Consider the following 12,446-nt stretch of genomic DNA (forward strand, 5'->3'; position numbering starts at 1 on the left):
ACTGTCAAAGTCCCGAGTCTAAAAAAATTTTAAAAAAAGTTACATGTAAAGGTTTACAAAATAACTTACTTGTGCTATACTTAAATCACAAGTTAATACAAGGTGAGTGTTACTAAGTAATATTAGGCATGATCACAGGTGAATTAGAAATCGGCTGATTTTCTAGTTCATTTGTGGTCATTTTTTGTACTCATATACCTTTAAAATATAAAAGGAGGTTGACATGTATCGAATTCTAAATCCAATGAATCACAATGTCTCGCTTGTCAGAAATGATAAAGGAGAAGAAGTGATTGTGATTGGTAAGGGGATTGCATTCGGAAAGAAGAAGGGAGATTTGATTGCTGAACATCAGGTTGAGAAAATCTTTCGGATGAAGACCGAAGAATCCAGGGAAAATTTTATGGCTCTCCTCAAAGATGTTCCGCTTGATTTTATCACAGTGACCTATGAAATCATTGATAAGCTTTTCAAGAAATATCATTATCCGATTCAAGAGTATCTCTACGTAACCTTGACAGATCATATTTATTGTTCTTACCAAGCTCTAGCACAAGGAAGGTACAAGGATAGTAATCTGCCAGATATTTCTGCCAAGTATCCTGTCGCTTTTCAAATCGCAAACGAAGCTTTTGAAATTTACCGTCAGAAGTTAGCAGATCATTTTCCTGAGGATGAAATTATTCGGATTGCTTATCATTTCATCAATGCCGAAGGTGAGAATGAAGTCCAAGTGGTTGAGTCGATTGATAAGAGGAAAGAAATTCTCAGGAATGTTGAAAAAGTCCTAAGGGACTATGCAATTCAGCGAACCAAAGAGAATACCCATTTCTATGATCGTTTTATGATTCATTTGAATTATTTCTTGGATTATTTAGACAGATCTAGAGATGATAACCAATCACTTCTGGATATGGAAGATCATATTAAACAATCCTATCCAAAAGCCTTCGAGATTGGTTCCAAGATCTATGATGTGATTACGCAACATACGGGTCTTGATTTGTATAAAAGTGAACGAGTTTATCTAGTTCTACATATCCAACGTTTATTATCATAAAAATTATTTAAAATTATATAAGGAGAATTCTATCATGAATAGAGAAGAAGTAACATTGTTAGGTTTTGAAATCGTAGCCTATGCTGGCGATGCTCGTTCAAAACTATTGGAAGCATTAAAGGCTGCTGAAGCTGGTGATTTTACAAAAGCAGATAGCTTAGTCGAGGAAGCTAGTTCTTGCATTTCAGAGGCTCACCACGCGCAAACAAGTCTATTAACTAAGGAGGCTTCAGGTGAGGACTTAGCGTATAGTGTAACCATGATGCATGGCCAAGACCACTTGATGACAACTATCTTGTTAAAAGATTTGATGCACCACTTAATCGAACTTTATAAGAGAGGAGTTAAATAATGAATAAGTTAATCGCCTTTATCGAGAAAGGAAAGCCTTTCTTCGAGAAATTATCTCGTAATATCTATCTTCGTGCTATTCGTGATGGTTTCATTGCAGGTATGCCTGTTATTCTCTTCTCAAGTATTTTTATCTTGATTGCTTTTGTACCCAACTCATGGGGCTTTAAATGGTCTGATGATGTTGTTAATCTCCTCATGAAACCTTATAGCTATTCAATGGGGATTCTAGCTCTCTTGGTAGCTGGTACAACAGCTAAGTCATTGACCGACTCAGTCAATCGAAGCATGGAGAAAACCAATCAAATCAACTATATGTCAACATTGTTAGCAGCAATTGTTGGTTTGTTGATGTTGGCAGCTGATCCTATCGAAAATGGTCTAGCTACTGGATTCTTGGGGACAAAAGGTTTGCTTTCAGCCTTCCTTGCTGCCTTTGTTACCGTAGCCATCTATAAGGTTTGTGTTAAGAACAACGTTACCATTCGTATGCCTGACGAAGTTCCACCTAATATCTCACAAGTCTTTAAAGATGTGATTCCATTCACTCTCTCAGTTGTTTCACTTTATGCTCTTGATTTACTAGCTCGTCATTTTGTTGGTGCAAGCGTAGCTGAATCAATCGGTAAATTCTTTGCACCACTCTTCTCTGCAGCTGATGGCTATCTAGGTATTACCATTATCTTTGGTGCCTTTGCCTTCTTCTGGTTTGTTGGGATCCATGGTCCATCTATCGTTGAACCTGCTATCGCAGCTATTACCTATGCAAATGCCGAAGTCAACTTGAACCTTCTCCAACAAGGTATGCACGCTGACAAGATTCTTACTTCTGGTACACAAATGTTTATCGTTACCATGGGTGGTACTGGTGCGACACTGGTTGTTCCATTCATGTTTATGTGGTTAACAAAATCAAAACGTAACCGTGCAATCGGACGTGCGTCTGTTGTTCCAACCTTCTTTGGTGTCAACGAACCAATCTTGTTTGGTGCACCGCTTGTATTGAACCCAATCTTCTTCATTCCATTTATCTTTGCTCCAATCGCAAACGTTTGGATTTTCAAATTCTTTATTGAAACTCTTGGAATGAACTCATTTACTGCTAATCTACCATGGACAACTCCAGCTCCACTAGGTCTAGTTCTTGGTACTAACTTCCAAGTTCTATCATTCATTCTTGCTGCCCTTCTAATCGTGGTTGACGTTGTCATTTACTATCCATTCCTTAAAGTCTATGATGAACAAATTCTTGAAGAAGAACGTTCAGGTAAGTCTAATGATGAATTGAAAGAAAAAGTTGCTGCAAACTTCAACACTGCAAAAGCAGATGCTATTCTTGAGAAAGCGGGTGTAGATGCAGCACAAAATACCATCACTGAAGAAACAAATGTCCTCGTTCTCTGTGCTGGTGGAGGAACAAGTGGTCTCCTTGCAAATGCTTTGAATAAGGCAGCAGCAGAATACAATGTCCCTGTGAAAGCAGCAGCAGGCGGCTATGGTGCTCACCGTGAAATGTTGCCAGAGTTTGATTTGGTTATCCTTGCCCCTCAAGTTGCTTCAAACTTTGAAGACATGAAAGAAGAAACAGATAAGCTCGGTATTAAACTTGCCAAGACAGAAGGCGCTCAATACATCAAATTAACCCGTGATGGAAAAGGTGCTCTTGCATTCGTACAAGCGCAATTCGATTAACGATAGGGACTCTGAAAAGTCTCCTATCGTTACGGAAATCGCTATGGCGAATTTCCTAATCACCTTGTTAATTCGGTGACTTGGTACAAGAAGTGAGATGGAGAAGGATGGCTCACTGACTCCTCTCCTCTCACTTTTACTTTATTTAAATCATGAAATAGGTGAAAAAAATGACAAAAACATTACCAAAAGACTTTATTTTCGGTGGCGCAACAGCTGCCTATCAAGCAGAAGGCGCTACGCATACTGATGGAAAAGGACCAGTTGCTTGGGATAAGTATCTTGAAGATAACTACTGGTACACTGCCGAACCAGCCAGTGATTTTTACAATCGATATCCAGTTGATCTCAAGTTGGCAGAAGAGTATGGTGTCAATGGCATTCGAATTTCTATTGCTTGGTCACGTATTTTCCCGACTGGTTATGGTCAAGTAAATCAGAAAGGTGTTGAGTTTTATCATAATTTATTTGCAGAGTGTCACAAACGTCATGTTGAGCCCTTTGTAACTCTTCATCACTTTGACACGCCAGAAGCTCTCCACTCAAATGGAGACTTCTTAAACCGTGAAAATATTGAACACTTTGTAGACTACGCAGCTTTCTGTTTTGAAGAATTTCCAGAAGTAAACTATTGGACAACCTTTAATGAAATTGGGCCAATTGGTGATGGTCAATACTTGGTTGGGAAATTCCCTCCAGGTATTCAGTACGACCTTGTCAAAGTTTTCCAATCGCACCACAATATGATGGTTTCTCATGCGCGTGCAGTTAAGCTATATAAAGATAAAGGTTATAAAGGTGAAATTGGTGTTGTTCACGCTCTACCAACTAAGTATCCTTTGAATCCTAAAAATCCAGCAGATGTTCGTGCAGCAGAGTTGGAAGATATTATTCACAATAAATTTATCTTGGATGCAACTTATCTAGGCCGCTATTCAGCTGAAACGATGAAAGGTGTTAACCATATCTTATCAGTCAATGGTGGTAGCTTGGATCTTCGTGAAGAAGATTTTACAGCATTAGAAGCAGCAAAAGACTTGAACGACTTCCTTGGAATCAATTACTATATGAGTGACTGGATGGAAGCCTTTGATGGAGAAACTGAAATTATCCATAATGGTAAGGGTGAGAAAGGAAGCTCTAAATACCAAATCAAAGGTGTTGGTCGTCGTGTAGCTCCTGACTATGTACCACGCACGGATTGGGATTGGATTATCTACCCTCAAGGTTTGTATGACCAAATCATGCGTGTGAAGAAAGATTATCCGAACTACAAGAAGATTTACATCACTGAAAATGGTCTTGGTTATAAAGATGAGTTCGTTGATAACACTGTTTACGATGATGGACGTATTGATTATGTCAAACAACACTTGGAGGTATTGTCTGATGCGATTGCAGATGGAGCTAATGTAAAAGGTTACTTCATTTGGTCATTAATGGATGTCTTCTCATGGTCAAACGGTTATGAAAAACGTTACGGTCTCTTTTATGTAGACTTTGAAACGCAAGAACGTTATCCTAAGAAATCAGCTCATTGGTACAAGAAACTAGCGGAAACTCAAGTGATTGAGTAGTAGAATGAGTCATTAGATATAGAATTTTAGTGAGGCAAAAAGATGTTCAAAGATTTTATCCAATCTATTTATGAAAAAGTTTATATTATCAATTTTGATAAATGCTCTCAAATACCGTGTTTGACGAATGAAGAACTGAAAAGCCTTGGGAAATGGTATGTCTCGACCGGTAAAGAATGGATTTGCCATTCAGACTATGAGCTAGAAGAATTTAAAAATTTGTTTTTAAATTTTATCAATCCTGAAGAATGGGATACTATCTCCTTTGATTCAGATTTTATGCCGTTTCAACAATCTTAACCAATTTCCAAAAAAGTTAAATCTTATATCTAGTACTCTGCAAAACTCTTATCTAATCACGTTGCTTATACTCAATGAAAATCAAAGAGCAACTTTAAACTAGGAAGCGAGTCGCAGATTTCTCAATGCATAGCTTTGAGGTTGCAGATAAAGCAATTGGGCAAAAAGTCTTTGATACAGAAAAACGCATAATATCAGGTGTTGAAAACCTTGATACTATGCGTTTTATTGTGGGAAGATTTACTTCTGAAATTGAGTTGTTACCCAGAATCTTTCAGTTGATTAAGGCTTGATGACTTTAGTAAGTTTAGATAGCTCAAAAAGGATTGAATCACTTAGTTTAGAATCTGAAACAATAGTATCAAGATTTGATACATTATAAAAAGTATAAAAATCAAACTTATTGAACTTACTATGATCTGCGAGTAAATATTTTTTATTAGAATTATTTAAAGCGATGCGTTGAGCCTCCCCCTCTTCCTCGCTAAAAGTAGCTAGAGCTCCGTTTTGAATACCATTACAGCTAACGAAAGCTTTAGAAAATTGGAGATTAGAGAGATTTTGTAGGGTCAATGTGCCAACAAAAGCACCTGTAATATCGCGATAATTTCCACCTATCAAAATCAAATCTGTTAATTTTCGTTCGCTTAAAATCAGAAAAACAGGTAGACTGTTGGTCACGACGCGGATATTGTCAATAGGCAACTCACGTGCAAAAAATTCTAATGTTGTTCCTGGTCCAATGAAAATAGTTTCTCTTTCTTCTACTAGACTGCCTGCAAAACGGGCTATTTCTTGTTTTTCTGCCGTTTGGAGGGCTTGTTTTTCAATATTTGATCGCTCATTAGTCAAAAGGGAGTTGGTTCGAAGTTTTTCAGCTCCACCATGCACACGAATCAGCAAATCTTTATCAGCTAATTCCTGTAAATAGCGCCTTGCAGTCATATCTGAAACGGCTATTTCATCCATAATCTGTTTAACCGTTATGGTTCCTTTACTATTTACTATCTCTAAAATTTTGGTTAATTTTTCTTGTTTGAGCATATTATCACCTCGTTTCCTACTACTATCTTACCATAAACTAGCTCATCATTCAAATACAAAAACAACAAAATAAAACAAAAACAAAAATATCGAGGTTTATTTTCAAAACTTTCGATATTTTTATTAAGTTATTATTTTGTTGTTTCTAGTTTACTTTTTGATGGTTAAGAGTGGTGGAGAATTATACTCAATGAAAATCAAAGAGCAAACTAGGAAGCTAGCCGTAGGTTGCTCAAAACACAGTTTTGAGGTTGTAGATAAGACTGACGAAGTCAGTGAGCATATCTACGGCAAGGCGAAGCTGACGTGGTTTGAAGAGATTTTCGAAGAGTATTAGTCCAAACCGTAGTTGTAGTCATCATCTTGCATGGCTTCAACTTCGCCAAGAAGGTAACCATTTCCGACTTGAGAGAAGAAGTCATGGTTGGAAGTTCCTGTTGAAATACCGTTCATAACGATTGGGTTGACATCTTCAGCTGAATCTGGGAAAAGTGGATCTTGTCCCATGTTCATGAGAGCTTTATTGGCATTGTAGCGAAGGAAGGTTTTAACCTCTTCAGTCCAACCAACACCGTCATAAAGACTCTCTGTGTAGCCTTCTTCATTTTCATAAAGAGTATAGAGTAGGTCGTACATCCATTCTTTGAGTTTTTCTTGCTCTTCTTCAGGCAATTCATTGAAACCAAGTTGGAATTTGTAACCAATGTAGGTTCCGTGAACAGACTCGTCACGAATAATCAATTTAATGATTTCTGCAACGTTGGCTAGTTTGTTGTTACCGAGATAGTAGAGGGGAGTGAAGAAACCAGAGTAGAAGAGGAAGGTTTCGAGGAAGACGCTGGCAACTTTCTTTTCAAGTGGGCTGCCGTTTAGGTAGATTTCGTTGACAATCTCAGCCTTCTTTTGTAGGTAAGGATTGGTATTGGTCCATTCGAAAATTTCTTCAATCTCAGCCTTAGTATTTAAGGTAGAAAAGATTGATGAGTAAGATTTAGCGTGGACAGATTCCATAAATTGGATGTTATTGAAAACAGCTTCCTCATGTGGTGTACGGATGTCTGCGCGAAGGGCTTCAACCCCAGTTTCAGATTGCATAGTGTCAAGAAGGGTTAAACCACCAAAAACTTTTCCGACCAAGTCTTTCTCTTTGTTAGATAGCTTTCTCCAGTCATCCAAGTCGTTTGATAAGGGAATACGTGTATCGAGCCAAAATTGCTCCGTCAGTTTTTCCCAAGTTGATTTGTCGATGACATCTTCGATGGCATTCCAGTTAATGGCTTTGTAGTAAGTTTCCATTTAAAATCTCTTTCTGTGTTTAGTATTGCGAACTCACAATTATTTCTACTTTACCATAATTCTATAGGAGTATCGCACAAAAAGTCGGAAGCCCGACTTTTAAAATGTTACATAAATTATGTTATGACCTAGTAGATTTGATTTTATCAGTGCTGCTTAGGGGAAAAATAATGTTTCTATGCTAGAAACTAAATCACACAGCTTTCACATTGGTTGGCGCCGACTTCTCCACCGTCATCTGTAAAGGTACGGACGTAGTAGATAGACTTGATTCCCTTGTTAAAGGCATAGTTACGAAGGATGGACAAGTCACGTGTCGTTTGTTTATTTTCCCTCTTCCATTCGTAAAGGCCTTTTGGAATGTCACTACGCATGAAGAGGGTGAGTGAAAGTCCTTGATCCACGTGTTCAGTCGCAGCAGCGTAAACATCGATGACTTTACGCATATCCATATCGTAGGCAGAAGTGTAGTAAGGAATGGTTTCTGTAGACAAGCCAGCAGCAGGGTAGTAGATTTTACCAATTTTCTTCTCTTGGCGTTCTTCGATACGTTGCGTAATCGGGTGGATAGAAGCAGAAACGTCGTTGATATAGCTGATAGAACCATTTGGTGCTACAGCAAGGCGGTTTTGGTGGTAAAGACCATCTGCTTGAACCTTGTCGCGAAGTTCAGCCCAGTCAGCAGCACTTGGGATAAAGACATCTTTGAAGAGTTCTTTAACACGGTCTGATGTTGGAACAAACTCGCCTGTAATATACTTGTCGAAGTAGCTTCCCTTAGCATAGTCTGATTTTTCAAAATTGTGGAAGGTGATACCACGTTCACGCGCGATATTGTTTGACTCAACCAAAGTCCAGTAGTTCATAAGCATAAAGTAGATGCTTGTAAATTCAACAGACTCAGGTGAACCATATTCAATGAGTTGTTGGGCAAGGTAGCTGTGCAGTCCCATGGCACCGAGACCAAAGGTGTGGACTTGGCTATTTCCATGGTCAATCGTTGGTACAGCTACGATATGTGAACTATCTGTAACGAAAGTAAGGGCACGAACCATAGCACGGATAGAACGACCAAAATCAGGTGAAGTCATCATGTTAACCACGTTGGTTGAACCCAGGTTACATGAAACATCTGTTCCCATTTGAAGGAATTCTTGAGCATCGTTGATCAAGCTTGGTTCTTGAACTTGAAGAATCTCAGAACACAAGTTACTCATGATAATCTTTCCATCAACAGGATTTGCACGGTTAGCCGTATCGATGTTGACTACATAAGGATAGCCAGACTCTTGTTGCAATTTAGAGATTTCAGTTTCCAAATCCCGCGCCTTGATTTTTGTCTTGCGAATATTTGGATTTGCGACCAATTCATCGTATTTTTCAGTAATGTCGATGTAATTGAATGGCACACCGTATTCTTTTTCTACAGAGTAAGGGCTGAAGAGGTACATTTCTTCATTTTTACGAGCCAATTCGTAGAATTTATCAGGTACTACAACACCAAGTGATAGAGTCTTGACACGTACTTTTTCATCAGCGTTTTCTTTCTTAGTTGAAAGGAAAGCGATGATATCTGGGTGAAAGACGTTGAGGTAGACAACACCGGCACCTTGACGTTGCCCCAATTGGTTGGAGTAAGAGAAGCTGTCTTCAAAAAGCTTCATAACAGGAACGACACCTGAAGCAGCTCCTTCATAGCCTTTGATAGGTGCACCAGCTTCACGAAGGTTGCTGAGGGTAATTCCCACACCACCACCAATACGTGAAAGTTGAAGAGCTGAGTTGATAGAACGTCCGATAGAGTTCATATCATCCGTCACTTGGATTAGGAAACAAGATACCAACTCCCCACGACGAGCACGTCCAGCATTCAAGAAGGAAGGAGTAGCAGGTTGGTAGCGTTGGTGGATGATTTCATTGGCAATATCGATTGCAACAGCTTCATTCCCATCAGCGAAATAAAGGGCGTTGAAGAAGACACGGTCTTCCATATTTTCAAGATAGTATTCACCGTCATTAGTCTTTAAGGCATATTGATTGTAAAATTTATAAGCTGCCATGAATGACTTGAATTGGAAGTTTTGGTCTTTGATAAATTGAGCCAATTCTTCCAAGAACTCTGGACGGTATTTCTTGATAAAGGCTGTTTCGATGTAGTTGTGTTCAATGAGGTAATTGATTTTGTCTTTGATTGAATCAAAAACCATAGTGTTTGGAACGACATTTTCGTTAAAGAAAGCATCCAAGGCTTCCTTATCTTTATGAAGCATGATTTGTCCATTAACAGGACGGTTAATTTCGTTATTAAGACGGAAGTAAGTCACGTCTTCAAGATGTTTTAATCCCATAAAATTTCCCTTATCTAATTACAAAAGAAAGGCTTCTAAGTTAGCCCTAAAAGCAGTTTCTTCTGGATGATGTACTAAGATTATGCTAATTGTTTCAGTTTTCCTGGTTGGAAACCTGAAAAGACTTCAGTTGGTGTTTGGATAACAGGAGCTGCGCTAAAACCGAGCTCTTTAACTTGATCGATGTACTCAGGTTGCTCATCAAGATTGATTTCATGATAAGAGACATTATTACTGTCCAAGAAACGTTTGGTCATCTTACATTGGACACAGTTGTTTTTAGAATAAACGGTTACCATTGTGTAACTCCTCTTCAAAATTTAATACTATCCTAGTATATCAGAAAATAAAATTTTGTCAATGATTTGAACTAAATATAGTGGTCTGTTTTTCTAGTAAAGCTCACAAAACACAATATGTAGTGTTTGTTTTATAAAACAGCAATAATTATCCTATAAATTGTTTTTGAAGAAACTATATCCTGTGTTTTGTTATCTAGGATAGAAGATTTTCAGCAAGTTATCTGAAAGGAAATTGAAGGAAAATACAGAAAATGCTTGAAAAAAATCCTAGAAGATGGTATAATACCAAACTGTAAGGGTTATCACATATAACTCAAAAAAAGAAAGAACAAAAGGAGAGTCAAACTATGGCTTCTAAAGATTTCCACGTAGTGGCAGAAACAGGTATTCACGCACGTCCAGCAACATTGTTGGTGCAAACTGCTAGCAAATTTGCTTCAGATATCACTCTTGAATACAAAGGTAAATCAGTGAACCTTAAATCAATTATGGGTGTTATGAGTCTTGGTGTTGGCCAAGGTGCTGACGTAACTATCTCAGCTGAAGGTGCAGATGCAGATGACGCCATCGCTGCAATCTCAGAAACAATGGAAAAAGAAGGATTGGCATAAGGGAAATGACAGAAATGCTTAAAGGAATCGCAGCATCTGACGGTGTTGCAGTTGCAAAAGCATATCTACTCGTTCAACCGGATTTGTCATTCGAGACTGTTTCAGTCGAAGATACAAACGCAGAAGAGGCTCGTTTGGATGTTGCTCTTGAAGCTTCTCAAAACGAGCTTTCTCTTATCCGCGAGAAAGCTGTAGGTACGCTTGGTGAAGAAGCGGCTCAAGTTTTTGACGCTCATTTGATGGTTCTTTCTGACCCAGAATTGATTGGTCAGATTAAAGAAACAATTCGTGCTAAGAAAGTCAATGCAGAAGCAGGTCTTAAAGAAGTGACTGATATGTTCATCACTATCTTTGAAGGCATGGAAGACAACCCATACATGCAAGAACGTGCAGCGGATATCCGCGACGTGACAAAACGTGTATTGGCAAACCTTCTTGGTAAGAAATTGCCAAACCCAGCTTCTATCAATGAAGAAGTAATCGTGATTGCACATGACTTAACACCATCTGATACAGCTCAATTGGACAAAAACTTTGTAAAAGCTTTTGTAACAAACATCGGTGGACGTACAAGCCACTCAGCTATCATGGCACGTACACTTGAAATTGCAGCTGTATTGGGAACAAATAACATCACTGAAATCGTCAAAGACGGTGATATCCTTGCCGTTAACGGAATTACTGGTGAAGTGATTATCAACCCAACAGATGAACAAGCGGCAGAATTTAAAGCAGCTGGTGAAGTTTATGCTAAACAAAAAGCTGAATGGGCACTTTTGAAAGATGCTCAAACAGTGACTGCTGACGGTAAACACTTCGAGTTGGCTGCTAACATCGGTACTCCAAAAGACGTTGAAGGTGTTAACAACAACGGTGCAGAGGCTGTTGGACTTTACCGTACAGAGTTCTTGTACATGGATTCTCAAGACTTCCCAACAGAAGATGAGCAGTATGAAGCGTATAAGGCTGTTCTTGAGGGAATGAATGGTAAACCAGTGGTTGTTCGTACAATGGATATTGGTGGAGATAAGGAACTTCCTTACTTCGATATGCCACACGAAATGAACCCATTCCTTGGATTCCGTGCCCTTCGTATCTCTATTTCTGAAACTGGAGATGCAATGTTCCGTACACAAATCCGTGCCCTTCTTCGTGCTTCTGTTCATGGTCAATTGCGTATCATGTTCCCAATGGTTGCCCTCTTGAAAGAATTCCGTGCAGCTAAAGCAGTTTATGAAGAAGAAAAAACAAATCTTCTTGCTGAAGGAGTTGCAGTTGCGGATGACATCCAAGTTGGTATCATGATTGAAATTCCTGCAGCAGCTATGCTTGCAGACCAATTTGCAAAAGAAGTTGACTTCTTCTCAATTGGTACAAATGACTTGATCCAATACACAATGGCGGCAGACCGTATGAACGAACAAGTTTCATACCTTTACCAACCATATAACCCATCAATCCTTCGCTTGATTAACAACGTTATCAAGGCAGCTCACGCTGAAGGTAAATGGGCTGGTATGTGTGGTGAGATGGCTGGTGACCAAACAGCTGTTCCACTGCTTGTGGGAATGGGCTTGGATGAGTTCTCTATGTCAGCAACATCTGTACTTCGTACACGCAGCTTGATGAAGAAACTCGACACAGCTAAGATGGAAGAGTACGCAAACCGTGCCCTTACAGAATGCTCAACAATGGAAGAAGTTCTTGAACTTCAAAAAGAATACGTTAATTTTGATTAATGTGATTAACCTTGTAACCTAGTTGCAAGGTTTTTTGGGCGCATTTTGGAAAAGTATGGTCTAATACTCTTTCAAAATCTCTTCAAACCACGTCAGCGTCGCCTTAACGTAGATATGCTCACTGAC

Annotated in this window: 13 protein-coding genes; 9 read left to right on the top strand and 4 right to left on the bottom strand. The window is 38.9% G+C overall.

What is annotated here, in order from left to right:
• Positions 1–223: 223 nt before the first annotated feature.
• The 6 genes from HT687_RS02035 (at position 224) to HT687_RS02060 (ending at position 5,273) form a co-directional block, all read left to right on the top strand.
• Positions 224–1,060 carry a transcription antiterminator gene (locus HT687_RS02035; protein ID WP_172924061.1) on the top strand — a complete coding sequence of 279 codons (837 nt, stop codon included), beginning with the start codon at positions 224–226 and terminating at the stop codon, positions 1,058–1,060.
• Between the two features lie 34 nt (positions 1,061–1,094).
• Positions 1,095–1,412 (top strand): PTS lactose/cellobiose transporter subunit IIA, encoded by a 318-nt coding sequence (locus tag HT687_RS02040; protein WP_172922416.1) that lies wholly within the window; start codon positions 1,095–1,097, stop codon positions 1,410–1,412.
• A complete protein-coding gene (locus tag HT687_RS02045; protein ID WP_172922415.1) occupies positions 1,412–3,103 on the top strand; it encodes a lactose-specific PTS transporter subunit EIIC in 1,692 nt (563 codons plus the stop codon). The genes HT687_RS02040 and HT687_RS02045 overlap by 1 nt, the downstream gene beginning before the upstream one ends.
• A gap of 170 nt (positions 3,104–3,273) precedes the next feature.
• Complete coding sequence (gene lacG, locus HT687_RS02050) at positions 3,274–4,680, top strand: 6-phospho-beta-galactosidase (RefSeq protein WP_172924062.1); 1,407 nt, start codon at positions 3,274–3,276, stop codon at positions 4,678–4,680.
• 42 nt (positions 4,681–4,722) lie between these two features.
• Positions 4,723–4,980, top strand: a complete 258-nt coding sequence (locus HT687_RS02055) for a DUF3884 family protein (RefSeq protein ID WP_078706198.1) — start codon at positions 4,723–4,725, stop codon at positions 4,978–4,980.
• Positions 4,981–5,105: 125 nt separating this feature from the next.
• The gene (locus tag HT687_RS02060) at positions 5,106–5,273 is read left to right on the top strand and encodes a hypothetical protein (RefSeq protein ID WP_023941218.1); all 168 of its coding nucleotides are present in this window, start codon (positions 5,106–5,108) and stop codon (positions 5,271–5,273) included.
• Here the strand turns inward: HT687_RS02060 and HT687_RS02065 are convergent.
• Positions 5,263–6,024 (bottom strand): DeoR/GlpR family DNA-binding transcription regulator, encoded by a 762-nt coding sequence (locus HT687_RS02065; RefSeq protein ID WP_000917603.1) that lies wholly within the window; start codon positions 6,022–6,024, stop codon positions 5,263–5,265. The two genes, HT687_RS02060 and HT687_RS02065, sit on opposite strands and share 11 nt — an antisense overlap.
• 190 nt (positions 6,025–6,214) lie before the next feature.
• Here HT687_RS02065 and HT687_RS02070 point away from each other — a divergent pair, with 190 nt between their 5' ends.
• Positions 6,215–6,361, top strand: coding sequence for a hypothetical protein (locus tag HT687_RS02070; protein ID WP_023933379.1), 147 nt, complete (start codon positions 6,215–6,217; stop codon positions 6,359–6,361).
• On the opposite strand, the gene nrdF is transcribed toward HT687_RS02070, so the two are convergent.
• The 3 genes from nrdF to nrdH form a co-directional block, all read right to left on the bottom strand.
• Positions 6,358–7,320, bottom strand: coding sequence for a class 1b ribonucleoside-diphosphate reductase subunit beta (gene nrdF, locus HT687_RS02075; RefSeq protein ID WP_023939068.1), 963 nt, complete (start codon positions 7,318–7,320; stop codon positions 6,358–6,360). The two genes, HT687_RS02070 and nrdF, sit on opposite strands and share 4 nt — an antisense overlap.
• A gap of 188 nt (positions 7,321–7,508) precedes the next feature.
• The gene (gene nrdE / locus HT687_RS02080; protein ID WP_172924063.1) at positions 7,509–9,668 is read right to left on the bottom strand and encodes a class 1b ribonucleoside-diphosphate reductase subunit alpha; all 2,160 of its coding nucleotides are present in this window, start codon (positions 9,666–9,668) and stop codon (positions 7,509–7,511) included.
• An 80-nt stretch (positions 9,669–9,748) separates the two neighbouring features.
• Positions 9,749–9,967 (bottom strand): glutaredoxin-like protein NrdH, encoded by a 219-nt coding sequence (gene nrdH, locus HT687_RS02085; protein WP_172924064.1) that lies wholly within the window; start codon positions 9,965–9,967, stop codon positions 9,749–9,751.
• Between the two features lie 350 nt (positions 9,968–10,317).
• On the opposite strand from nrdH, the gene HT687_RS02090 reads away from it, so the two are divergent.
• Together HT687_RS02090 and ptsP are read left to right on the top strand one after the other, a co-directional pair.
• Positions 10,318–10,581 (top strand): phosphocarrier protein HPr, encoded by a 264-nt coding sequence (locus tag HT687_RS02090; RefSeq protein ID WP_000146947.1) that lies wholly within the window; start codon positions 10,318–10,320, stop codon positions 10,579–10,581.
• 5 nt (positions 10,582–10,586) lie between these two features.
• Positions 10,587–12,320: a phosphoenolpyruvate--protein phosphotransferase gene (gene ptsP, locus HT687_RS02095; RefSeq protein WP_138701190.1), complete on the top strand. Its 1,734-nt coding sequence runs from the start codon at positions 10,587–10,589 to the stop codon at positions 12,318–12,320.
• The last annotated feature ends 126 nt before the right edge of the window (positions 12,321–12,446 follow it).

Origin of the sequence: Streptococcus sp. 1449, assembly GCF_013276805.1 — a bacterium.
GTDB classification, from domain to species: Bacteria; Bacillota; Bacilli; order Lactobacillales; family Streptococcaceae; genus Streptococcus; species Streptococcus pseudopneumoniae.

Coding starts and splice junctions, on each gene's coding strand:
- HT687_RS02090 (WP_000146947.1), top strand. CDS start 10,318: ATGGCTTCTAAAGATTTCCACGTAGTGGCAGAAACAGGTATTCACGCA.
- HT687_RS02065 (WP_000917603.1), bottom strand. CDS start 6,024: ATGCTCAAACAAGAAAAATTAACCAAAATTTTAGAGATAGTAAATAGT.
- HT687_RS02070 (WP_023933379.1), top strand. CDS start 6,215: ATGAAAATCAAAGAGCAAACTAGGAAGCTAGCCGTAGGTTGCTCAAAA.
- HT687_RS02060 (WP_023941218.1), top strand. CDS start 5,106: ATGCATAGCTTTGAGGTTGCAGATAAAGCAATTGGGCAAAAAGTCTTT.
- HT687_RS02035 (WP_172924061.1), top strand. CDS start 224: ATGTATCGAATTCTAAATCCAATGAATCACAATGTCTCGCTTGTCAGA.
- nrdH (WP_172924064.1), bottom strand. CDS start 9,967: ATGGTAACCGTTTATTCTAAAAACAACTGTGTCCAATGTAAGATGACC.
- lacG (WP_172924062.1), top strand. CDS start 3,274: ATGACAAAAACATTACCAAAAGACTTTATTTTCGGTGGCGCAACAGCT.
- ptsP (WP_138701190.1), top strand. CDS start 10,587: ATGACAGAAATGCTTAAAGGAATCGCAGCATCTGACGGTGTTGCAGTT.
- HT687_RS02055 (WP_078706198.1), top strand. CDS start 4,723: ATGTTCAAAGATTTTATCCAATCTATTTATGAAAAAGTTTATATTATC.
- HT687_RS02045 (WP_172922415.1), top strand. CDS start 1,412: ATGAATAAGTTAATCGCCTTTATCGAGAAAGGAAAGCCTTTCTTCGAG.
- HT687_RS02040 (WP_172922416.1), top strand. CDS start 1,095: ATGAATAGAGAAGAAGTAACATTGTTAGGTTTTGAAATCGTAGCCTAT.
- nrdE (WP_172924063.1), bottom strand. CDS start 9,668: ATGGGATTAAAACATCTTGAAGACGTGACTTACTTCCGTCTTAATAAC.
- nrdF (WP_023939068.1), bottom strand. CDS start 7,320: ATGGAAACTTACTACAAAGCCATTAACTGGAATGCCATCGAAGATGTC.